The sequence below is a fragment of the Terasakiispira papahanaumokuakeensis genome (assembly GCF_001709345.1).
Classification (GTDB): domain Bacteria; phylum Pseudomonadota; class Gammaproteobacteria; order Pseudomonadales; family Halomonadaceae; genus Terasakiispira; species Terasakiispira papahanaumokuakeensis.
This window is the reverse complement of the sequence record NZ_MDTQ01000001.1, coordinates 2,959,417-2,980,497: the sequence shown is the minus strand read 5'-3', so window position 1 is coordinate 2,980,497 and position 21,081 is coordinate 2,959,417. Positions and strand designations below refer to the sequence as shown.

At 51.7% G+C, this 21,081-nt stretch carries 19 protein-coding genes; 7 read left to right on the top strand and 12 right to left on the bottom strand.

Annotated elements, in window-relative coordinates; translation table 11 throughout:
• The first annotated feature begins 397 nt into the window (after nucleotides 1-397).
• Nucleotides 398-1,600, top strand: a complete 1,203-nt coding sequence (locus tag BFW38_RS13030; protein WP_068999301.1) for an iron-containing alcohol dehydrogenase — start codon at nucleotides 398-400, stop codon at nucleotides 1,598-1,600.
• A 134-nt stretch (nucleotides 1,601-1,734) separates the two neighbouring features.
• Here the strand turns inward: BFW38_RS13030 and BFW38_RS13025 are convergent, their stop codons facing one another.
• From BFW38_RS13025 to BFW38_RS12990, 8 genes are all read right to left on the bottom strand, one after another.
• Nucleotides 1,735-2,739 (bottom strand): TIGR03842 family LLM class F420-dependent oxidoreductase, encoded by a 1,005-nt coding sequence (locus BFW38_RS13025; RefSeq protein WP_068999300.1) that lies wholly within the window; start codon nucleotides 2,737-2,739, stop codon nucleotides 1,735-1,737.
• Between the two features lie 86 nt (nucleotides 2,740-2,825).
• Nucleotides 2,826-3,497 (bottom strand): NADPH-dependent F420 reductase, encoded by a 672-nt coding sequence (npdG, locus tag BFW38_RS13020; protein ID WP_068999299.1) that lies wholly within the window; start codon nucleotides 3,495-3,497, stop codon nucleotides 2,826-2,828.
• Complete coding sequence (gene cofE, locus BFW38_RS13015) at nucleotides 3,494-4,270, bottom strand: coenzyme F420-0:L-glutamate ligase (protein WP_068999298.1); 777 nt, start codon at nucleotides 4,268-4,270, stop codon at nucleotides 3,494-3,496. The genes npdG and cofE overlap by 4 nt, the downstream gene beginning before the upstream one ends.
• Nucleotides 4,263-4,976: a 2-phospho-L-lactate guanylyltransferase gene (cofC, locus tag BFW38_RS13010; protein ID WP_068999297.1), complete on the bottom strand. Its 714-nt coding sequence runs from the start codon at nucleotides 4,974-4,976 to the stop codon at nucleotides 4,263-4,265. The genes cofE and cofC overlap by 8 nt, the downstream gene beginning before the upstream one ends.
• The gene (cofD, locus tag BFW38_RS13005) at nucleotides 4,970-5,995 is read right to left on the bottom strand and encodes a 2-phospho-L-lactate transferase (protein ID WP_068999296.1); all 1,026 of its coding nucleotides are present in this window, start codon (nucleotides 5,993-5,995) and stop codon (nucleotides 4,970-4,972) included. The genes cofC and cofD overlap by 7 nt, the downstream gene beginning before the upstream one ends.
• Nucleotides 5,992-7,227 carry a 5-amino-6-(D-ribitylamino)uracil--L-tyrosine 4-hydroxyphenyl transferase CofH gene (cofH, locus tag BFW38_RS13000; protein ID WP_218186424.1) on the bottom strand — a complete coding sequence of 412 codons (1,236 nt, stop codon included), beginning with the start codon at nucleotides 7,225-7,227 and terminating at the stop codon, nucleotides 5,992-5,994. The genes cofD and cofH overlap by 4 nt, the downstream gene beginning before the upstream one ends.
• Before the next feature lie 89 nt (nucleotides 7,228-7,316).
• Nucleotides 7,317-8,510, bottom strand: coding sequence for a 7,8-didemethyl-8-hydroxy-5-deazariboflavin synthase CofG (cofG, locus tag BFW38_RS12995; RefSeq protein WP_068999294.1), 1,194 nt, complete (start codon nucleotides 8,508-8,510; stop codon nucleotides 7,317-7,319).
• Between the two features lie 442 nt (nucleotides 8,511-8,952).
• The gene (locus BFW38_RS12990; protein WP_069000466.1) at nucleotides 8,953-9,594 is read right to left on the bottom strand and encodes a TetR/AcrR family transcriptional regulator; all 642 of its coding nucleotides are present in this window, start codon (nucleotides 9,592-9,594) and stop codon (nucleotides 8,953-8,955) included.
• A gap of 575 nt (nucleotides 9,595-10,169) precedes the next feature.
• On the opposite strand from BFW38_RS12990, the gene BFW38_RS12985 reads away from it, so the two are divergent.
• The 3 genes from BFW38_RS12985 to hydA all read left to right on the top strand — a co-directional run bounded on the left by BFW38_RS12985 (nucleotide 10,170) and on the right by hydA (nucleotide 14,512).
• Complete coding sequence (locus BFW38_RS12985; protein ID WP_069000465.1) at nucleotides 10,170-11,435, top strand: Zn-dependent hydrolase; 1,266 nt, start codon at nucleotides 10,170-10,172, stop codon at nucleotides 11,433-11,435.
• Between the two features lie 73 nt (nucleotides 11,436-11,508).
• Complete coding sequence (locus BFW38_RS12980; RefSeq protein WP_068999293.1) at nucleotides 11,509-13,020, top strand: NCS1 family nucleobase:cation symporter-1; 1,512 nt, start codon at nucleotides 11,509-11,511, stop codon at nucleotides 13,018-13,020.
• 52 nt (nucleotides 13,021-13,072) lie between these two features.
• Nucleotides 13,073-14,512, top strand: a complete 1,440-nt coding sequence (gene hydA, locus BFW38_RS12975) for a dihydropyrimidinase (RefSeq protein ID WP_068999292.1) — start codon at nucleotides 13,073-13,075, stop codon at nucleotides 14,510-14,512.
• Here hydA and BFW38_RS12970 read toward each other — a convergent pair.
• Nucleotides 14,509-14,850: a hypothetical protein gene (locus tag BFW38_RS12970; RefSeq protein WP_068999291.1), complete on the bottom strand. Its 342-nt coding sequence runs from the start codon at nucleotides 14,848-14,850 to the stop codon at nucleotides 14,509-14,511. The two genes, hydA and BFW38_RS12970, sit on opposite strands and share 4 nt — an antisense overlap.
• A 23-nt stretch (nucleotides 14,851-14,873) precedes the next feature.
• Nucleotides 14,874-15,599: a tRNA (guanosine(18)-2'-O)-methyltransferase TrmH gene (gene trmH, locus BFW38_RS12965; protein WP_068999290.1), complete on the bottom strand. Its 726-nt coding sequence runs from the start codon at nucleotides 15,597-15,599 to the stop codon at nucleotides 14,874-14,876.
• 325 nt (nucleotides 15,600-15,924) lie between these two features.
• Here trmH and BFW38_RS12960 point away from each other — a divergent pair, with 325 nt between their 5' ends.
• From BFW38_RS12960 to ybaK, 3 genes are all read left to right on the top strand, one after another.
• Nucleotides 15,925-16,950, top strand: coding sequence for a zinc-dependent alcohol dehydrogenase family protein (locus BFW38_RS12960; protein ID WP_218186423.1), 1,026 nt, complete (start codon nucleotides 15,925-15,927; stop codon nucleotides 16,948-16,950).
• 229 nt (nucleotides 16,951-17,179) lie between these two features.
• Nucleotides 17,180-17,584: an acyl-CoA thioesterase gene (locus tag BFW38_RS12955; RefSeq protein ID WP_068999289.1), complete on the top strand. Its 405-nt coding sequence runs from the start codon at nucleotides 17,180-17,182 to the stop codon at nucleotides 17,582-17,584.
• A 5-nt stretch (nucleotides 17,585-17,589) separates the two neighbouring features.
• On the top strand, nucleotides 17,590-18,060 hold the full coding sequence (gene ybaK, locus BFW38_RS12950; protein WP_068999288.1) for a Cys-tRNA(Pro) deacylase: 471 nt from the start codon (nucleotides 17,590-17,592) through the stop codon (nucleotides 18,058-18,060).
• Nucleotides 18,061-18,163: 103 nt separating this feature from the next.
• Here the strand turns inward: ybaK and BFW38_RS12945 are convergent, their stop codons facing one another.
• Both BFW38_RS12945 and BFW38_RS12940 read right to left on the bottom strand, forming a co-directional pair.
• Nucleotides 18,164-18,640 (bottom strand): hypothetical protein, encoded by a 477-nt coding sequence (locus tag BFW38_RS12945; RefSeq protein ID WP_068999287.1) that lies wholly within the window; start codon nucleotides 18,638-18,640, stop codon nucleotides 18,164-18,166.
• A 189-nt stretch (nucleotides 18,641-18,829) separates the two neighbouring features.
• The gene (locus BFW38_RS12940; RefSeq protein ID WP_068999286.1) at nucleotides 18,830-21,049 is read right to left on the bottom strand and encodes a tRNA(Met) cytidine acetyltransferase TmcA; all 2,220 of its coding nucleotides are present in this window, start codon (nucleotides 21,047-21,049) and stop codon (nucleotides 18,830-18,832) included.
• Nucleotides 21,050-21,081 lie beyond the last annotated feature (32 nt).

Here is a 21,081-nt window from a genome sequence, read left to right as displayed (position 1 = left end):
TGCAGTCGCAATAGGGATATTTTTCAGGTTGTGATTTAAGCATATTGAAGTATTTGAGCATTGCTCCATTGTGAGTGCGATGTTGAGCCCCGCCAAAAGGCGGGGCTTTTTTATAACGGCCAGAGGCCATGCCTGTTCTTATCAAGGCGATGTGATGGGTTGCGACCAAGCCTTTATTTACAGTCTTCTTTACGCCGTTGGCGCTTTTCTCTACGCCGAATGGATACCTCTCGATATATAGTCAGCGACGGCTCGTTTAGTTAAGTTAACTAAACGATTACGTGAGGTTCAGGCTGCTCATATTGCGAAACGGCTTAGCATAAGCGCATGCTCGATCTTCGATTATTCGTTGAGTCTATCCCAATAACTAGGTTAACAACGCCAGGGGAGGCGTACTATGCCGACATCACATCGTCTTGTTTTACCCCGTTTAGTTGAACTTGGTGCCGGTGCGATTGCACAGATTGCGCCCATGCTGGCCTCTCTGGGCTGCCATCGTCCGTTGATTGTGACCGACCGGATGATGGTGGAATTAGCGTATGTGGCCCGTCTAACCGAGCCCCTTGAGGCGGCGGGTATCGAGTATGCGGTATTCGCTGATACTCAGCCGGAACCGACTGAAAGCTCCATCATGGCGGGGGTGGAGATGTTGCGCCAGGGGCTGTCCAGTGGTGAGTTCGACTGTCTGATTGCGCTGGGCGGGGGGAGTCCGATTGATTCTGCCAAAGCGATAGGCGTGTTGGGGAGTTTCGGTGGTCAGATGCGTGATTACAAAGTGCCCCGAGATGTCAGTGAGGCGGGTTTACCGCTGATTGCGATTCCGACGACAGCCGGAACGGGGTCTGAGGTGACGCGGTTTACGATCATTACCGATGATCAAACCGATGAAAAGATGTTGTGTGCGGGCACCGCGTTTATGCCCGTGGCTGCATTGGTGGATTTTGATCTCACGATGAGTGTGCCGCCTCGAGTCACGGCAGATACTGGGATTGATGCGCTTACGCATGCGATTGAAGCTTATGTCAGTCGTAAGGCCAATCTATATAGTGATCAGCAGGCGCTGGCGGCGATGCGCTTGATCGCTCCTAATCTGCGTACGGCCTATCATCACCCAGAGGATCGTGCCGCTCGTGAGGCCATGATGTTGGGCGCTCACTTAGCTGGGGTCGCCTTCTCAAATGCCTCAGTCGCCTTGGTGCATGGCATGAGCCGCCCGATTGGGGCCTTTTTTCATGTGCCTCATGGTTTATCCAATGCCATGTTATTGCCTACAGTGACTGAATTCTCTATTCCGTCAGCGGCGGAACGCTATGCTGATTGTGCTAAGGCGATGGGCGTGGCTGAAGCTGGAGAAGACATCGATATGGCCAACCAGCGCTTACTCGCTGAGTTGACGGCTTTAAATGAAGAGCTTCAGGTGCCTACTCCGGCTGAGTTTGGGATTGCCGAGGCCGATTTCATGTCGCATTTAACCGTGATGGCCGAACAAGCACAAGCTTCAGGGTCCCCATCGAATAATCCGCGTCAGCCCACGATTGACGAAATGGTGGCGTTATATCGCAAGGTATGGGAAGCACGAACGCCTGGTGTCGTGGCGTAACCCCGTGTGGTGTCAACCAGTGTGGTATAAACCCGTGTGGTATAAACCCAAGGGGTATAAAGCCGTCAGTGCCCCGGTGTTCACCGGGGCCTGTTGATCTTATGGGGGATGAGCTTAGATTGGATGCCGCAAGGCTATTGGGCAAACTTAGGAATGATGTGATTGCCATACTCCGCGATGATGCGTTCTTCATCGCCGTTATCTAGGTAGATATTGAATTGTGTCGTTCCGGCTTCTTCGAGTTGTTTCAATTTATGAATATGGTCGTCGATTTCACCTAATACACAAAAACTTTTCACAATATCCTCTGTAATAAAATCCAGATAAGGGTTATCACTCTGACCATGCTTGGCATAGTCGTAGCCTCGGCGTTTCTCGATATAGTCGGTGAGGCTGCGAGGCACCAATCCTGATTCACTACCATATTTTTCGACGATATCTGCGACATGGTTGCCGACCATGGCGGGGAACCATTTGGTTTTCTCAATGCAATACGCCATATCACCAAAGTAGGCGGGGGCGGCGGCTTGAACTTTGAACTGACTCATATCTCGACCGCTTGTCTCACCGGCTTGAATACATTGATCTTTGAACCATTGGACCAAGCTGGGATCGCCTATTTGCAGAATCACACCATCGCCGACAGTGCCTGCTGTGGCCAGTGCTTTTGGGCCGTAGGCCCCAATCCAAACAGGCAGTTCATAACCGTTGGCCCAAGGCAGTTTGACTGGGGATTCACATTCGCCATAAGTCACTTCTTCGCCACGGACCATGGCTTTCACTTTTTCGGTGAATTCCGCTACTCGCGCCAGTGGGGCGGGCTTTTTACCCATCACGCGCATTGAAGAGTCGCCACGGCCCAAGCCAATATCAAAACGTCCTTCACTTTGTAAGGCCAAAGAGCCGTAGAGGCTGGCTGCCAGTGACCAGTCACGAATATTCGGGTTGGTGACACAAGGGCCAAATCGCATTTTGCGGGTATGTTCCATGCACATGGCCATGGCGACGAAAGACTCTCGCCAAAGAATGTGCGAATCATAAAACCAGCAGTAGGTGAATCCGGCCTCTTCAGCCTGGCGAACCAAGTTACGGGCACGGTTGGGGCTGACAAAGCCTTTGAATGTGATACCGAATTCCATTGTGATCATCCTCTTCTTTGTTGTTCTCTTGAAATGACACTTCTTGACATGGCGCTGTCTTGAGGTTTGGGGTCGTCATGTATGAATTACGGCTTATCCGGTGGGCAAATACGAATGCCGGCATGGCTGAAAGGGACGGCTTTCGAGATGTTTAAACGGATTAGAATTGGGGTGATGGCTTCAATGCAGCGGGCATTGTCAGCGGGGCCGGCGTTATAGCAATCCACTTGTAATGCTGACAGTAAGGTCATGACGCTTTGCTTCGCGTCTAAATCATTACCGCAGACTAAAATGTCGCAGTTGATGGCATGATCCAGCGCATTGAGGGTCACGGCGGAGACATTGTGTAAAGCACCGACAACCGGGATTGCATCTCCTAATAAGGCTTGTGCCGCTTCTGTTGCGGAGCCTTCTGGGGGCATCTCGACCGTCTTCGGGTTGCCTTTGGCCAAGGGCACGACGATGTCGATCAGAATTTTGCCCGTCAGTGTCGGTTTGAGGGCATCCAGCGTCGCCGCATGGGCGCTGTAGGGCACCGCTAAAATGACATGCTGATCCGCCTGTTGTGCAGCATCCAGGTTATCGGTGCCGGTTAACGCCGCAGCGTCATCGGGGAGTTGTTGGCGTAAGGTGTGTGCATGTTGGGCTGCGCGTTCTCCATCGCGTGAACCGATCACGACAGGAATGCCTGCCCGAGCAAAACGCAAAGCTAAACCGCTGCCCTGGGGGCCGGTGCCGCCGATAATGGCAATCGTCATCTGAACAGATCCTCATGTGGGGGTCTAACAAGAGTGCTGGCCTGACTGTCGCTAACAGGCCAGTCGAGGCCACGGAAAATAATGACCGGGCTTTTGTCTGCTTTACCCATGAGCAGGCCAGAGGCTGCGGCCAGTTCATCGGCAAAAGCCGGTGTGGTGACCCGTAATGTCTGCCCCCAACCGTCGTGCTGACCTCTCAAATCCAGTTGGGCGGGCACTTGGGCGAGACCTATGGCGACATTGACTTGTCCCATACGCCATGGGCGCCCGAAGGTGTCGCTGATGACAATACCTAAGCGGACTCCGGTGGCGTTTTGTAAGGTTTGGCAGAGTCGTTGCGCACTGGCATCCGGGTCTTGGGGTAATGTGATGAGTTGGTTGGGCTGGTCGGCGTTGGATTCATCAACGGCGGCATTGGCACAGATAAACCCCAGTCGATGCTCGGCAATCAGTAAGCCTTCAGTCGATTTGTCGCGCGGTGGCACCACTCGTACAAGTCGTCGAGATTGATTGAGAATGACCTCGACTTTGCGTGGGTCCTTATTCACCTGATGAGCCAGCTTTAGCGCTTCATCGCTGGGTGTAATGGTCGCCATATCGATGATGTCGCCTTCGGTTTTGGAGACCACTTTGTGGGCAATGACGAGAATATCGCCCGCTTCAAGCGTGGCTTGCTGCGCATCCAGCTGTGTCAGGATCGCATTGGCTAAATCGTCGCCAGGGCGGAAGTCAGGTAGCCCTTCCAGCCGGAACACCGTTAACGGGTTAGCCATAACGTTGCTCCTGCATGACCGAAGGTTGCTGCTGGCTGAGCCATTGAGGCTGATGCGGCCACTGATGCCAATGGATTTGCGTAAAGTCTTCGGGCGTATCCAGATCTTGGCTCAGAGATGTCAGATATAGCGATTTAAAGGCCATCTGTCGGGCCGTGGCTTGTTGCTGGTGATGCCATGCGGAGTTCGGTCCAAACTGAGGTGTGAGTGCCGTTGGCGGGCTCATCAGTAGGGCATTGGTGCCACCATCATGCGCCTGAGCTAACACCGCGCAAGCGCGACGGGGATGCTGTTGTGCTAGTGTGTCGATTGAGTCTAATAATGCTTTGACTTCATCGACGACCCAGTGGCCGATATCGGTCGGTACGATGAGCTGGTGGCTAAATCCATGGTCAAGGCTCCATTGACTCGCGATACTCAAGGCACTGTTGAGCCCGTCCTGATCACGCCGATAAAGCGTTGTGGCCCCATACTGATCGGCTAGAGCCATGGCCTCAGGTGACTCGGTCACGACCAAACGATGCCAGTGGGGACAGTATTCCTGAAAAAAGCTGAGCGTATTGCGTAATAGACTGTCGGCCAGGGTTTGACGTTGATACGGTGTATAGCGTGAGCTCAGGCGTTGCTTCGCTTTATTCAGCTGTTTGACTGGAATGACGATATTCAGTTTGTAAGGGGGAGATGACGGTCTCGAATTGATCAACATGGCGCGGCTCCCGTTTGTGAAGCGTATGGCGGTGTAGAGCAGGTTATTGAGCGCGGTGTTGTGGTTAAGAGATCCATCCACCTTAGGCACTGTTGCATCAGATGCACTTTATCGGCTTGGCAAGTCATTAACGTATCGGTGATGAAGGTGACAATCCCTTGTGCCTGTATGGCTTGCTGATCAATGTGGTCTTGGTGGTCAATGACCAATGCATTCAGTAGCCCTGGATAAGTCTGCTGATAATGTTGGGCTACCCCGATGTTGTTGCAGGGTAAATGCAGGGCTTTAAGCATCTTGTCCAATGGGCCTTTGATCGGTTGTCCACCAATTAAAGGGGATATTGCGATACAGCGCGCCGCACTGCGAGTGATGGCCTGTTGGATTCCTGGCACTTTCAGGATGGGGTCAATACTGACTAAAGGGTTACTGGGGGCGAGTAAAATCACATCAGCCTGCTCCAGTGCGGCGATGGCTTCAGGTGTCGCTTGGGCTGTCTCCAGCCCACGAATCTCAATGGCTTCAACCGCGGGTTGGCAGCGTTCACGGACGAAGAATTCTTGAAACCGTAACCATCCTTCCGATGTTTTAATCCAGGTGCGTAAATCGTCATCGGTGGGGAGGAGCACCGGGGTAGTGACCCCTAAACTCACCGCCAGTGAGTGTGTAATATCACTGGTCCGGTCGCCTTGTTGTTGGCGCTGAGTGCGATAAAGGTGAGTGGCGAGGTCTAGGTCGCCCAGCTTCATCCAGTGAGAAGCACCGAGCAGGGCCAATTGCTGCTGTAGTCGGTTGCTATCACCGGCCAGTCCCCAGCCCTGAGAGCGATTTACTCTTTGACTTAAGCTATACAGCAGCGTGTCAATATCGGGGGACACCTGGAGCCCATAGAAGGTGTCATCGTCGGCGACATTACCAATGATTTGAAGGTGATCGCCTCGTTCAGCGGCGGCCTGAGCTAATCCTTCGGCGGCTTTGGCCCCGCCGACGCCGCCCGCGATCAATACCAAACGTTGAGTCATGCGACGGCCTCCGTACGGATACGGCGATGTAGGTCATAGAGGCTGTCATGAGCGGTGGGCTCAAATTGTTGCTTCACTTGGTAGAGTGTTGTGCGCTGGACCGGCGTTAAACCAGCCCGTTGAATGTTGCGCACCATATCTTCTGGCATGACTTCTTGACCGTGCTCCCCGCCGGCTGCGGTGGAGATGCTTTCGTTCATGAGCGTGCCGCCAAGGTCATTAGCCCCCGCACGTAGCATTTGAGCGGCGGTTTCTGGCCCCATTTTGACCCAACTGGCCTGAATGTTATCGATCTGACCTTGCAGCATCAGCCGCGCGATCGCATGCATCTTGAAGTGCTCGGCACGGGTCGGGCCGGTACGGACCTTGTCTGGATTGTCGTTATACAGCGCGGTTTTGTAGTGAATAAAACCCAGTGGCACAAATTCAGTGAATCCCCCTGTTTCCTGTTGTATTTGGCGGAGTAAGTCGAGGTGCTCGGCCCAATGTCGAGGGGCATCCACATGGCCATACATGATGGTCGCTGTTGTGCGAATACCGACTTGATGAGCCGCTTTGATGATCTTGACCCACTCATCGGTGGTTAATTTATTTTTGGTCAGTTGTTGGCGCACTTCGACATCGAGAATTTCCGCTGCGGTGCCAGGCATGGAGCCTAATCCGCAGGCCTTTAGGTCACGCAGAAAGTCTTCAGCACTCATGCGTGCCTTCTTCGCCCCATACCAGATCTCAAAGGGTGAAAAGGCATGAATATGCAGGTCAGGCAAACGCTGTTTAATGGCGCGAAGGAGATTGCGGTAATCATTCGGGTTGATATCGGGATGTAAACCGCCTTGCACACAGACTTCTGTTGCGCCTCGTTCCCAGGCTTCTTGAGCGCGGTCTGCCACCTCTTCAACCGATAAGAACTCCGCCGTGGGGTCTTCGCGATTGACGCTGAAATTACAGAAGCGACACCCCATGTAACACACATTGGTAAAGTTGATATTGCGTGTAATGACAAAGCTGGCTTTTTCACCACAGCGTTGTTGACGGACATCATCCGCGGCTGTCAGCAAAGCCCAATAATCAGCACCTTCAGCCATGAAGAGTTGCTCACCTTCGGCACGGCTTGGCGCAATGCCTTGTCGCGCACGTTGCAAAATAGCGGCGATCTGAGGCGTGACCTTGCTATTGGAATCGGTCTGTGGGGTCAGGTCATGATCAGTGAGATGATTAGACGGTTTCATCATCAGGCTCCTGTCTCTAGGTGTCGGTCAGCCAGGCTTTCGGCGAGCAATACCACTGATTGCGTGAGCTCGTGGCGTTGTGCTTGTGTGGGTTAAGCCGTGCAGGCCATTGGATGTGAGATATGAGGATCGTGGCTGAGTCCATCGCCACGGGTCAGTTGATCAATCGGATTCAGCGCATCAGTCGCGTTTAACTGGCTACTCATGGCAATCAGTTTTGGCCCTAGGGGCTGGATGAAGGCTGGTCGCTTTAAGTAATCGGGGTAAACCGTCAGACGTTGTTTCAGTGTGTAGCCTTGAGCTTGGCAGGCTGTCGCGAGATGATCGATTTGCGGCCAGGCCCTTTCCGGATTGATATGGTCTTGTGTGACGGGAGAGATACCGCCCCAGTCATTGAGCCCGCTACGGATATAGGCGGGATAATCCGCATGAAGATTCGGCGGTGCCTGAAGGCTGATACGTGGTGAAAGTAATAAGCGTGCAACCGCTAAGGTACGCCGCATGTCATCCAGATCAGGCTCATGACAATGGGCCATGGCCGTGCCAGGCTTGGCTCGGAAGTTCTGGATAATGACTTCCTGAATGTGGCCATGCTGTTGATGGAGCGCATTAATCAGTAACAGCGCCTCGATCCGCTCTTGCCAGGTTTCCCCAATGCCAATGAGCAGGCCTGTGGTAAATGGAATGGCCAGTCGGCCCGCATCATCCAGTGTTTTAAGGCGGACATTCGGCACTTTGTCTGGGCACCGGTGGTGGGCTTGTCCTGGGCGTAATAATCGTTGACTGGCGCTTTCTAGCATCATCCCCATGCTGGCTGAGACAGGTTTAAGTTGGCGCAGCTCGTTGCGGGTTAAAGTTCCAGGGTTCAAGTGAGGGAGCAGTGTACTCTTTGCCAATACTTGTTCAGCGCAGTGCGCCAGATAGTCAATCAGGCGACGGAAGCCGTGATGTTCAAGAAAGTGCTGCAATTGTGGGTAACGCTTTTCTGGCCGCTCGCCCAAGCTGAACAAGGCTTCACGACAGCCACTCGCTTCTCCTTGTTGAACGCGATGCATCACTGCGGTCTCAGTCATCACCTGAGCTTCTGGAGACTGTGGACCTTTCACAAAAGTGCAGTAGCCACAGCGATCACGGCACATATTCGTTAGTGGGATAAAGACTTTACGTGAATAGGTGAGCTGCTTCCCCCAGGTTTGATCTCGGACCTGACTGGCATATTCACAAAGATCATCCAGTTCTTTTCCTTGGATACCACCCAGTGCGATCGCTTCTTTTCGTGAAATCATGAGATTACTCCGGGCACATGCTTGTTCTTGTCTTTTCTTTTTGGAGTTTTTGTTGGTGCTCAATTGACCGTTATTTTGTTTTTTACCGTTTGGTCAATTTATGGGTATCACGTTTTTTACCTAATGGTAAATAAAAAAATAAGTGATCATTTTTAGTGCTTGGTGTGCTTATTTATGAGGCATTTTGATCTTTTTGTTGATGATATTGGTGCGGGATGAAGGGCATTTTTCTGTGATAATGGTGGTGTGAGTGATTGAAAATAAAAATATTTTTAGGTGGGGTGAGTCAGAGTGTGGGGGACAGGATTTGGAGCCTTGAGTCAAACGGAAATCAAGGTGGGTCGAATGAATTGAGTCATATTGGCTTTGAGCATTCGCTTAATTTTTTATATGCGCACCATCTTGTTTCAAAAATCGTATTGGTTTGAAATTCAATGTTGTCTCAAGCGGCAGGCGAGAGGCCAAGCCCTTTGAGAACGATGTGGGTAAGGGTGCTGCAGGCTTGTTCAAAACCTTCGTCAGCTAATGGTTCATGGCCTAATAGCAGTTGGATTTGGCTGGAAAAATCGGCGTAAGTCTGGGTCGCCGCCCAAATGGTGAAGAACAAGTGCGCGGGATCAACCTCATCAATCAGTCCGGCTTGTTGCCAACGCTTCACCAGTTTGAGGTCATGTTCAAACTGAGGTTTGAGGCGTTTGCTCAAGTAGTCCTTGAGCATGGGCGCGCCGTTGATGATCTCATGGGCAAAGACACGTGAACCTTCGGGATAGTCTCGTGAAAGTTCTAATTTTCCTCGGATATATTGCGCAATCACTTCTGTCGGTTGACTGTCAGGGTTCTCTGTGAACACCATTTTTTCAACCCATTGATCCAGGATGTTTTCCAGTACACGCCGGTAAAGTAACCGCTTAGAGCGAAAGTAATACAGCATATTTTGTTTCGACAGCCCGGCTGCTTCAGCCACTGACTCCATGGATGTGCCCTTAAAGCCGTTATGGGCAAAAGCAGCTTCTGCTGCTCTAAGAATTCTTTGCTCAATGACTTGTCGTTGGGTGGAGTGAGCCTGGGGGCCTGTTGCGCGCATGCAAACCTCTGAATGATGAGTCATCACTGACTCTGAACCCTCATTATTCCATATCTACAGCTTGAGCTGAATGTCCTTTCTATGGCCATGGCGCTATCTATGGGCATGGCGCTATGGGCATAACCTTCTGTCTAACGCTTTCATTCAGTATTCATCGGGATGACACCGTCATCATCCGCCAAGTGTCTCTGTGGACTTTCCTCTAAAAGCTTATTCATGAGTCGTTTGAGCCTTGATATCAGGTCAGTGATCCACCGCGGTCTCTGCTCTTTTGGCACAAGATATGCTTGGTTATTGGATATGCCATAGATGAGATGTTGGTTGCCTCTATTTTATGATTGTTTTGGTGCATTTTTTTATTCTATGGCACCAGGTTTGATCATTTTTGAGTGATGTTGAATCGTCGCTTTTTTTAATGTTTTGATTTTGACCAGTTGGTAAATGAACGGGTAAATGAGCTGGTGAATGAATTTTTGAAGTTTTAAAAAAGATTGTTTTTTAGAAGTTTGAGTAGGAAATGTTTTTAAGTTGGTGATTGATGTTGAACATAAAGATTGATGAGTGAGGGGGTTGTGATGAGTGATAGTCATGTAGAAAAAACATCTGATCTGAGAGTGAATGGAACCCGCTTATGGGATTCACTCATGGAAATGGGTGATATCGGTGGCACGCCTAAAGGGGGATGTAATCGATTGGCCGCGACCGCATTAGACGGGCAAGCCCGTGATTTATTTGTGTCCTGGTGTAAGGCTGCGGGCTGCACCATCAGTGTCGATCAGATGGGGAATATGTTTGCCCGTCGGCCGGGCCGAGATAACCACTTACCTGCGGTGGGCGCAGGCTCTCATTTGGATACACAGCCTACCGGAGGCAAGTTTGATGGGGTTTTTGGCGTATTAGCCGGTGTTGAAGTCTTACGCACTTTACATGAGCACCAGATTGAGACACCGACACCGATTGAGATTTCGGTTTGGACGAATGAAGAAGGGTCACGCTTTCAGCCAGCGATGCAGGGGTCAGGGGTCTATGCCGGGCGGTTTGACCTGGAGACCGAGTTAAACAAAACCGATATCGATGGTTTAAGGCTCAAAGATGAGTTGGCGAAAATTGGTTATCTAGGCGATGAAGTGCCTGGCAGTCGTCATATGGGCGCTTTCTTTGAGGTGCATATTGAGCAGGGCCCCATTCTGGAGGATGAAGATAAGGAGATTGGTGTTGTGCGCATGGGGCAGGGTATTCGTTGGTACAACCTGACCATTAAAGGGCGTTCACAGCATTCAGGCACGACCCCGATGCATTTACGTCAAGACACCATGGTGGTCTCTGCTTTGATTACCACCGAAGTCGAGCGCATTGCCCATCGCCACGCTAATGGGTTGGGCACGGTGGGTTTTATGAATATTCATCCGAACTCACGCAACGTGATTCCTGGTGAAATTCAGATGAGTGTGGATTTACGCAATCCCGATGCTGACGTGCTGCAACAGATGCATGATGAGCTGGTGGCTTTTTGTGATGTCCTGGCCAGTGCACGTCAGTTGGTGATTGAGGTGGATAACTATTGGTACTTTGCCCCGGTTGAGTTTAAAGCCTCCGATGACGTCAAAGCGGCCACCGAACAACTGGGCTACTCGCATATGGATATCTATGCCGGGGCCGGACATGACGCTTGTTACATGTCTGATTTGGTGCCGACCGGTATGGTCTTCACGCCTTGCCTCAAGGGCATTAGCCACAACGAAGCTGAATATACCAAGCCTGAAGAGTGTGAAGCAGGGGCTAATGTCCTGTTACACGCCATGTTGCGAGCGAGTGCTCGAATTGCTCAATCACAGTGCTGAAGCGCCAAGCCTTATCGGGCTTGGTCGGTTGATCGGGCCCATCCCTCTTTAACTGCATGCCAGAGGCATAACAATGACAAAGCACAGCACCGCAGTGAAAGTCGATGAGTTTTATGAACTACAGGTCGGGGATGATCTGACCCATAGCATTCACTATAACGATGATTTAGCGCCCACTCAGGTGAAAGAGCGTACTTGGTCCGCAGGCAATATTGCGGCCTTGTGGGTGGGGATGGCGATCTGTGTCCCCACTTATACCTTGGGGGGTGTTTTAACGGCCTATTTCGGCCTGTCAGTGGTGGAGGCGCTATTCACGATTCTATTAGCCAATATTATCGTCTTGGTCCCGCTGACACTGAATGCTTTTCCTGGGACTAAGTACGGGCTGCCTTTTCCCGTCTTGCTCAGGTCCTCTTTTGGCATATTAGGTTCTAATGTGCCTTGTTTGATTCGGGGCCTGGTGGCCTGTGGCTGGTTTGGTATTCAGACGATGTTCGGGGGGTTAGCAGTTCATTTATTGTTGTCTGAGTTATCGAGCTCATGGGCTTCTTTAGGCTCTGTCGGTGAAGTCTTTGGCTTCTTTATTTTCTGGGCGTTGAATATTGGCGTCGTGCTGCGCGGTGCTGAGTCTATCAAGTGGCTGGAAACCTTAGCGGCTCCTCTTCTGTTAGCGGTGGGTGTGGCGTTAATGGTGTGGGCTGGCGGTAAGGTTTCGTTAACTGAAGTGTTAAGTACACCTGCCAGTCGTCCGGCCGGGTCTGGTTTTTTGAGTTATTTCTTTGCGGGTTTAACGGCGATGGTTGGGTTTTGGGCGACTTTATCGCTGAATATCCCTGATTTTAGCCGCTTTGCTCGTTCTCAGCGTGATCAAGTGGTCGGCCAGATCATTGGCTTGCCTTTGACCATGTTCTTTTTCTCGGCCTTGGGGGTTGTGATGACCGCGGCCTCAGCCACCTTGGTCGGCGAAACCATCTCTGATCCTGTGACTTTGATTGGCCGGATTGATAGCCCCGTCTGGGTGATCGTGGCCATGATACTGATCATTATTGCGACTTTATCGACCAATACAGCCGCCAATGTCGTATCGCCTACGAATGACTTCCAGAATATTGCACCCAAGTATATTAATAATACGCGAGGGGTGCTGCTGACCGGTGTGATTGGCATTGTGCTGATGGGCTGGGAATTATTGAAAAAACTCGGCTGGGTGGTCTCTGATGTCAGCGTCGAAAGCATGTACTCTAATTGGCTGCTGGGCTATTCAAGTCTATTGGGTCCTATTGCCGGGATCATGGTGGTGGATTATTTCCTGATCAAACGCCAACGGTTAGATCTCGTGTCTCTCTACCACACGGGCGGGCGTTATCCGCTGGTCAATAAAGCAGGTTTTCTCGCCTTTTTCATTCCCGTGTTGCTGACGTTGATGTCGGTCACCTTGAACACCATGACCTGGTTTTATGACTACGGCTGGTTTACGGGCGCCTTTTCTGGTGCCTTGATCTACTTTATCGCCGCATCTCGTCAGGCCGACGTTGTTACCAGTATCCCTGAGGGTGAACCTGAAGCTGGCGTGATTTCTCACTGAATGCGTTTGGGTATGAATACATCAAGGGGTTGAGCCCCTTAAGGACATGATGATGAGTTTGTTGATTAAAAACGGTACGGTCGTCACCCACGAGTTGAGTTATCAGGCTGATGTATTGTGCGACCAAGGCAAGATCATTGAGATGGGCACTGATTTAGATGTGCCAGTTGATGCTGAAGTCGTGGATGCGACGGGCAAGTTGGTGATGCCCGGTGGCATCGACCCACATACGCATATGCAGCTTCCCTTTATGGGAACCGTTGCCCAGGACGATTATGAAAGTGGCAGCGCTGCGGCTTTGGCCGGTGGCACGACTTCGATTATTGATTTTGTGATTCCCAGCCCTCAACAGTCTTTGCTCGAGGCCTATCATCAATGGCGTGACTGGGGCAGTCGATCAATGGCCAATTATAGCCTGCATGTGGCGATTACTTGGTGGGATGACAGCGTTTGTGAAGAAATGGGTACCTTAGTTCACGATTATGGTGTGAACAGCTTCAAGCATTTTATGGCCTATAAGAATGCGATCATGGCGACTGACGATATTTTGGTTGCCAGTTTTAGTCGCTGTCTTGAGCTGGGTGCGATACCCACCGTCCACGCTGAAAATGGTGAGTTGGTTTATCACCTACAACAGCAGTTGCTGGCCAAAGGGATTACTGGACCCGAAGCGCATCCACTGTCGCGCCCCAGCAGTGTTGAGGGCGAGGCGGCGAGTCGTGCGATCAGTATTGCGGGGACCTTAGGCGCGCCGATTTATCTGGTGCATGTGTCCGCTGAAGAATCACTCGATGCGATTCGCTATGCCCAAGATCATGGGCAACATGTCTATGGTGAAGTGCTGGCGGGTCATTTAGTTGTTGATGATCGTGTTTACCAAAGCCCCGACTGGGATTATGCCGCGGCGCATGTGATGAGCCCGCCTTTCCGCCCGAAACATCATCAACGTGCGCTATGGCAAGGGTTGCAGAGTGGGCACTTACATACGACTGCGACTGATCATTGCGCTTTTTGTGCTTCGCAAAAAGCGATGGGGGCTGAGGATTTCACTAAGATTCCTAACGGCACCGCAGGGGTGGAAGAACGTATGGCCGTGTTGTGGGATCAAGGGGTGAATACGGGACGTCTAACGCCGCAAGAGTTTGTGGCGGTGACCTCAACCAATACCGCTAAAATTTTCAATGTGTTTCCGCGTAAAGGCGCTGTTGCCGTCGGCTCTGATGCGGATTTGGTCATCTGGGATCCTGAAGCCAGCCGGGTGATTTCTGCTGCCACGCATTACTCGAAAATTGAACACAATATCTTCGAAGGGATGAAGGTAACGGGGATTCCGGATACCACGATATTGAATGGCCGGATCGCTTGGCAGCGCGGGACTTTATACGCTCGGGCAGGAGATGGTGACTACTTTGAACGGCCCCCTTATGCCGGTTATTACGCCGCGATTGAAAAGCGTAATGCATTGGCAGAGGCTCAGCCAGTGGCTCGTTAGCGGCGTTTACGAATGGGGCTTTTGGGCTTAAATCCCGTGGGGCGTTGGCGGATCCATTGAATAAACTCTTGGATCTCTGGTTCTGCTAATAGCGCCTCGCGGTGATTCAAGCGTGCTGCTAGCGTTGCTTCGCTGAAGCATCGATGAATATGGTCGTGACAGGGGCGGCAGACCCACAAAATGCGAGTGAGCCGCTCGGCTCGACTGAAGCGCTTACGAATGCTGGGCTTATTGTGTCGTGTTTTGGGGATCAAATGATGTTTGGTTAATGAAGGGCCTGATCGCCCACATAATTCACAGGCTTCAGGCTCTGGAGGTGGGCGCAGGTCATCCGTCATGGCCGCTATCCGAATCCGTCTGATTAACTTTTATGCATAATGTGTCTCAGGGGCAGCCCGGCAGCTTGGGCCATTGGGCTAATACGGGCAAACCATGCTGAAGGATTGATTAGATCGCCTTCGTCGTCAAGTTCAGGGTAAGGCTCGTTCAAGCGTTCGCATAAGTCAGCAATATTAGGCTGGAGCCAGCGGAAGAGGGTCTTTTCAAAGGTTTCTGGGTCGAGGTGGCTACGTTGATAACATCCTGCACGTTCACGCTGAAGACGGGCTTCATTGAGCATAATCGCTGCGGCAACGGACACATTGAATGAGGCGGCCATGCCCTGCATTGGGATCATCAGGTGTTCATCGGCCATCTCTGTCAATTCAGGGCTAACCCCTTGTTTCTCTGCGCCCATGATCAGTGCCGTAGGCTGGGTAAAGTCATAGTGATCGTAAGCGATGGCGCGTTCTGACCATTGGGCCGCAACAAGTTTGAAGCCTTGTCCCCGTAAGTGGGAGGCGGCGTCGACACTGCTGAAGTGCTGAATGACTGGCACCCACCGATAAGTACCGCCTGAAGTCATGCGTGCCTGCCGAAAAGCCCCTTGATCGAGTGCAATATGGAGTTCGTGAACACCGACTGCATCACAGGTGCGTTGAATCGCGGCAATATTGTGGGGTTTATTGACAAAATCAGTGAGGACGGTCAGATCGGGCTGACGACGAGCCAGCACGTCTTTCAGGCGTTGTACACGGGCAAAGGTCACGGGTTGCGTTTCTCTAGACTGGTTTTTCGGGTTTGGTTTTTCTGGCTCAGTTTTTCTGAAGCGGCTTCTCAGGATCAAGAATCGAGTTGTCTCAATGAGTCTCGATATGATGTTATCCAATAGATGAGCGAAGTGATCGAGCCGCTCAAGGGATGCAAGCGCTTGATTCTATCTTAATCTATGTCGATTGCCTCCCTATAAGATGTTTTGTGGCTTGGATGCCGTACTGATAGCACGTAGCATCGTCTCGATGATCGAATCCTGCTAATTTAGTCTCATCAGACCGTATGGTCGTGATTCGATCCGCCAATTCAGGGAGTGATGAATGAAAACGACAATGCGAGCTTGGGTGATTGATCAGTTCGGTGGGCCTGAAGCCATTCACCCGATCACACTGCCGATGCCCCTGCCTGGCCCAAACCAGGTACGTATTCGCGTGGCCGCGACGAGTATTAACCCTTTCGATTTGAAAATTCGCAATGGACAGTTGCCCTTACCGGTGGATTTTCCGGCGGTATTGCATGGCGATGTGGCGGGCGTCATTGATGCTGTAGGGGATGAAGTTTCAATGTTTGAGCCTGGTGATGAAGTCTTTGGCTGGGCGGGTGGCTTTGGTCATTATCAGGGCGCGTTGGCAGATTATATGTTGGCCGACCCGAGGACGCTGATTCATAAGCCTCGTGCCCTACCTTTTGCTGAAGCTGCGGCATTACCCGCAGTTTTCGTCGTCACTTGGGAAGCCTTGTATGATCGTGCAGCCATTCAGCCTGGTGAGCGATTGTTGATTCAAGGCGGCGCGGGGGGAGTCGGGCATTTAGCTATTCAGGTCGGGAAATGGCTTGGGGCCGAGGTCCATGTCACGGTGTCTTCCAGAGATAAAGCGGCCAGGGTGCGTGAACTCGGGGCCGATGAAGTCATCCTATACCCCGAAGAAACCGTGGAGAACTATGTCGCCCGGCTTACCGAAGGTAAGGGATACGATGTCGTGCTGGATACAGTCGGTGGCGAAGTCCTGGCTTCGTGCTTGCGTGCGGTGCGTGTCAGTGGGCGAGTGGTGACGACCAATAGTCGTTCAATGCAGGATTTAAGTTTGCTTTATATGCGTAACATCACCTTGCATGGTGTGATGATGGGGACCCCTTTATTGCACCATCAGGAATATGATGTGTTTCGTGCCGCTTTATCCCGGGTTAAACCGATGGCCGAAGCGGGGGCTTTAAAAATCTTGCTTGATGACACCTTCTTTAGTTTTGATCAAGCGCCGCAAGCGCATGTGCGTTTTAGTAGTGGTGAGGCGCGGGGGAAAGTAGTCCTTTTGCATAGCGATATGCCCGATGAGTCGATGACTTGAAAAGATCAATCGAGGAGGCATGGACCGGGCTTTATCTGGAGATCGGCGCCAGCGAGCCCTTTTCTTCACCCGGGTTTCTATCTGGGCGTGACTATTGAGTCGTTCATCGGCCTTGTGCTTGTGTCTGGCCAGGGTTTATTCGTGTGCGATGTTTTATAGGCTGCTGCAGGCACGGGCCTCAATGGAGCCGCGTGCTGTTGGCTATTTCTCGAATTAGGAGCTGTATTTTATGTGGCACTATCAACTGACCCCCGCCTTTCTGGATACCGATGCGTTAGGACATATTAACAATACCAACTTACCTCGTTGGTTTGAGGCGGCGCGCAATGATGTCTTCCGCCTCTTTACTCCCGATCTTGATCCCCAGCAATGGCGTCTCATCCTGGCGCGTATTGAAGTCGATTTTTTGGGGGAGTTATTTTTTGGGCACGATATTGAAATTCGGACCTATATTGGTCGTTTGGGCAACAGCTCATTCACTGTGATCCAACAAGCGTGGCAGCAGGGAGAGCTGGCTGCTCAGGGGAAAGCCACTCTGGTTCATTATGATTTTTCCGAGCAGCAGGCGGTACCGTTACCGGATGATATTCGTGCGGAGTTGACACATCATTTATTGCCTCAAGAGGAAGGATAAAAGGCATGACACCGGCAATTCGGCAATTGAAAAAAGCCAAAATCAAACATCAGGTTTATGAATATGAACATGACCCGCGAGCGGAGAGTTATGGCACTGAAGCCGCAGATGTCATGGGGTTTAACCCCGCTCAGGTGTTTAAAACCTTGTTAGCCGAGTTAGATGATGGCCGCTTGGTGGTTGCCATGGTGCCAGTATCAGGACAGTTGGACCTCAAAGCCTTGGCTAAAGCGGCAGGTGCCCGTAAGGCGCACATGGCACCGGTGGAGGCGGCAGAAAGAGCCACCGGGTATCGCGTTGGCGGGATCAGCCCTTTGGGTCAGAAAAAAAGATTGGCGAAGTGGATCGATCAATCTGCGGCTCAGTTTGATCTGATTTATGTCAGTGGTGGACGGCGCGGGCTTGAACTAGCGCTCGCGCCAGATGATCTGTGCCAACAAGCTCCGGCACAATGGGCTGATATTGCTCGTCTTTAAACTGTGCACCGCTTGCATTACCGCAGTAGTGTAATGCAAGCCAGTGATGATGCATTGGCGGTGGTTAAAAGGCCAAGTCTTTTGAAGCTAAAAGCTAAAATGATTAAAAGTTTGCCATGATGCTCAGGTGGGGCAGAAAGATCACATCCTGATCCCCTGTGCTGGGATGTTCAGGACCATAAGTCGCACTGACCGAGCCTGATAGGGTGGCCCAAGTCGCGATAGGCCACTCATAACCGACGCGAGCTTCACCACCAAACTTACTTTCAATACTTTCCTCACGGCCATCCCAGTAAGTGGCACCAAACTGGAAGAAGCTGCCGTTCAGATATTTGTCGTTGTAACGCTTCCAAGCGATATCATAAATTCTGCGCTCATCGCCTTGAGCGGCCCCTAAAATAAGAGCGCTGCGACGGCCCACTGAGGCCTGATAGAACAAGTTCACCAGCCCATCTTCATCCTGATTTTTATCAAACTGGCGAATAATATCTGTCCCGAAGCTGTGAATCGTCTCGGCATGAGCGGCTGTCGTCACGGTGCAGGCGGCCAGTCCGGCGAAAATAAGATGAGAAATACGCATAGTCCTACAGGCTCCATGGAGTCAGAGATGAAAGCAGAATGATCAGATGATGGCTTCAAGTGCTCGTTCAGATTACCCCGCACCGCTTTGAACGGTGCAAAGTATTAAGACGGCATCTTAGCAGTCCGGTTCCCCGGGTCAATTACTGGGCAAGTGGCCACCTTTCACTCATTGGGCTTTTGATTGGTTCTATGATCGGTTTTGTGAGTGGCTTTGTGAGTCAGTATCGGGCTGCGTAGGCTCCGTGATGAGGCTGGGGTCTAGTGGCGGATGCCAATGACGCAGTTGCTGTCGGAGATAGCGTAACAGGGTCTTTTGTCCTGTAAATCCTAGCGACTGGCAGGTGCTATTGAAATCATGTTGTTGCCAACATAGGCGAATCAGGGCTTGAGTCGTCAGACTGTCTAGACCCTTTTGAATCCACCCAGGTAAGGCTCGACTGAGTGCCAGCTGCGTCATTAATAAGGGACGATGGCCTTCGATAAAATAATGTAATTCGATCTGATCCTGTGATGTTAATCGAGGAACAGGTAATGCTTGTAATAAGCGGCTGATCAGTGTGGTTGAGAGCTGATTATTGGGGTGGTGCAAAATCCCGGGAAGCTGATCGGCTAACCGTGTCTGCATTTGTTGAGTTAATGTGCGCGCTCGATCACTCAGTGGATATAGCCACTGCAGCGCATGCTCGCCTGTTGATTGCTCTCGTGTGAGCCCTAAACGGACGGCGGCGAAATGGCAGTGATGCCAGAATTGAACAAGACCCGCTTCTGCACCAAAACTGGTGCCTAGCCCGTCTAAAGACGCTTCATGGGCTTGCTGCTCTTCCTGAGTGGCTTCTATCACTCGTTGCAATAATGCTTCGCCAATCCCTCTACGCTGAGCGTTTGGATGGATGGCCAGTCGGACAATCCGTCGCCAACGATAGCGTGCGGCTGAAGCAAAGCCGCCATGAAACGCCAGCGACTGGGCCAGCAGATGACCTTGTGGTCGTCTTTGTCCCATACAGATCGCCTGAACGAGTGGTTCTGGAAAGCCGCCTTCATCGCGTGTCAGTAGTAGGCCTACTGGAATTTGCCCGGCCCGTGCAATCCACACTTGGCGATCGGAGGCATCCAGCAGTTGGCGGAAGTCAGATGGCGTGGTGCGATAGTGGGCCAAGACCAGTAGCCCGAAGCATTCAGCTAACCGTTCTGGTTGGTCAAGATCATCGGCAGGATCCCAGCGTTCATAAGTCACAGGCCAGGTATTCAAGGCCTGATCAATCATCGCCGGTTTGGGAGGCTCTGCGTCTAGCAACAGCAGTTGCCGAGTGAGTTGCTCAAGGGGATCATCCGCTTGCCAGCGAATCGGCTGACGTAAACGTAGGCGTTGCCAGTCGGGGTAATGGCGATCCAGGTAGTGAGGGAACCTTAAGGCAAAGCCGCGCCCATTGCCTTCATAGCCGTGTAATGTGGTGGCGAGAATCGCCCGCGATTGTGCTGTCAGTAGATGTGATAACACTGGAATAGGTAGCGCTGCAGCTTCATCCACCAGGAGCAGGCTGGCGGGTGACTGGATCAGCTCTGGATCGTCTGGGGCATGAAATTGTAGGCGGTGTTGGTTGAGCTGAATCACGTGTCCCTGACGTTGGGCTTGGGGCCAGTAATGCGTCAAAGTGGTCAAAACGGTTTCAATCGATTCCGGGCGAGGTGCTGTTAATTGGATATCGCCATGACCTTGCTCTAACCAATCTCCGGCAACTAAGCCGAGTGTGGCCGATTTTCCACGGCCACGATCAGCGGTGAGCAAATAGGGCGTTTTGCTGTAGGGAAGCTGCTGGTTTAAGGCTTGAACTGCGATCGCCTGATCGGGTGTTAAGTAAGGCGCATCAGGTTGTTCGACTCGTCGAGCGGCGGCACGTTGGCGGGGCCACTGAGGGGCGAGTGCTTCAGCAGACCAGTGCCCGATTGTGCCCATTTGAGCTTGCTTGTGTAAGCGTTGGCTCAAATGTTGAAGAAAGTGGCGGCTCATTTTTTCGGGTTGATGAGGCCAGTCAGCTAGGCGGTGGTAGTCTGGATCGGGATGTTCGGCCCAGTGCTCAGGGGTGAGTAAAAAACACCACCCCCCTGCTTTCACAGTACCGGTTAAAGCGCCAAAGGCATCTGGATCAAATCCTTCATGAGCATCGTAGACCAGAGTGCCATATTCTTGCCCTAGGCTTTGTCGGGCTTGTGCATTTTGGCGTGTCACCCAGCCTTCGGGGGCATCTTCCTCACGTCCAAGCCATAGATGGGGTCGCGTCATTAAAGGCGCCTGGAAAGGTACCTTGTGCAGTAATTGACAGGCGCGCTCTCGAGTTTGCTGTGCTGTGCCTGATAGCCACAGCACCGCGCGATGCTCGACACCCGTTTCCGGAAGATTGATGAACATGGGGCCTCAACAAGCAGCAGATGAAGTATTAG

Excerpts from the sequence above, each read along its gene's own strand:
- BFW38_RS13030 (WP_068999301.1), top strand. The coding sequence starts at position 398 with ATGCCGACATCACATCGTCTTGTTTTACCCCGTTTAGTTGAACTTGGT.
- BFW38_RS13025 (WP_068999300.1), bottom strand. The coding sequence starts at position 2,739 with ATGGAATTCGGTATCACATTCAAAGGCTTTGTCAGCCCCAACCGTGCC.
- npdG (WP_068999299.1), bottom strand. The coding sequence starts at position 3,497 with ATGACGATTGCCATTATCGGCGGCACCGGCCCCCAGGGCAGCGGTTTA.
- cofE (WP_068999298.1), bottom strand. The coding sequence starts at position 4,270 with ATGGCTAACCCGTTAACGGTGTTCCGGCTGGAAGGGCTACCTGACTTC.
- cofC (WP_068999297.1), bottom strand. The coding sequence starts at position 4,976 with ATGTTGATCAATTCGAGACCGTCATCTCCCCCTTACAAACTGAATATC.
- cofD (WP_068999296.1), bottom strand. The coding sequence starts at position 5,995 with ATGACTCAACGTTTGGTATTGATCGCGGGCGGCGTCGGCGGGGCCAAA.
- cofH (WP_218186424.1), bottom strand. The coding sequence starts at position 7,227 with ATGATGAAACCGTCTAATCATCTCACTGATCATGACCTGACCCCACAG.
- cofG (WP_068999294.1), bottom strand. The coding sequence starts at position 8,510 with ATGATTTCACGAAAAGAAGCGATCGCACTGGGTGGTATCCAAGGAAAA.
- BFW38_RS12990 (WP_069000466.1), bottom strand. The coding sequence starts at position 9,594 with ATGCGCGCAACAGGCCCCCAGGCTCACTCCACCCAACGACAAGTCATT.
- BFW38_RS12985 (WP_069000465.1), top strand. The coding sequence starts at position 10,170 with ATGAGTGATAGTCATGTAGAAAAAACATCTGATCTGAGAGTGAATGGA.
- BFW38_RS12980 (WP_068999293.1), top strand. The coding sequence starts at position 11,509 with ATGACAAAGCACAGCACCGCAGTGAAAGTCGATGAGTTTTATGAACTA.
- hydA (WP_068999292.1), top strand. The coding sequence starts at position 13,073 with ATGAGTTTGTTGATTAAAAACGGTACGGTCGTCACCCACGAGTTGAGT.
- BFW38_RS12970 (WP_068999291.1), bottom strand. The coding sequence starts at position 14,850 with ATGACGGATGACCTGCGCCCACCTCCAGAGCCTGAAGCCTGTGAATTA.
- BFW38_RS12960 (WP_218186423.1), top strand. The coding sequence starts at position 15,925 with ATGAAAACGACAATGCGAGCTTGGGTGATTGATCAGTTCGGTGGGCCT.
- BFW38_RS12955 (WP_068999289.1), top strand. The coding sequence starts at position 17,180 with ATGTGGCACTATCAACTGACCCCCGCCTTTCTGGATACCGATGCGTTA.
- ybaK (WP_068999288.1), top strand. The coding sequence starts at position 17,590 with ATGACACCGGCAATTCGGCAATTGAAAAAAGCCAAAATCAAACATCAG.
- BFW38_RS12945 (WP_068999287.1), bottom strand. The coding sequence starts at position 18,640 with ATGCGTATTTCTCATCTTATTTTCGCCGGACTGGCCGCCTGCACCGTG.
- BFW38_RS12940 (WP_068999286.1), bottom strand. The coding sequence starts at position 21,049 with ATGTTCATCAATCTTCCGGAAACGGGTGTCGAGCATCGCGCGGTGCTG.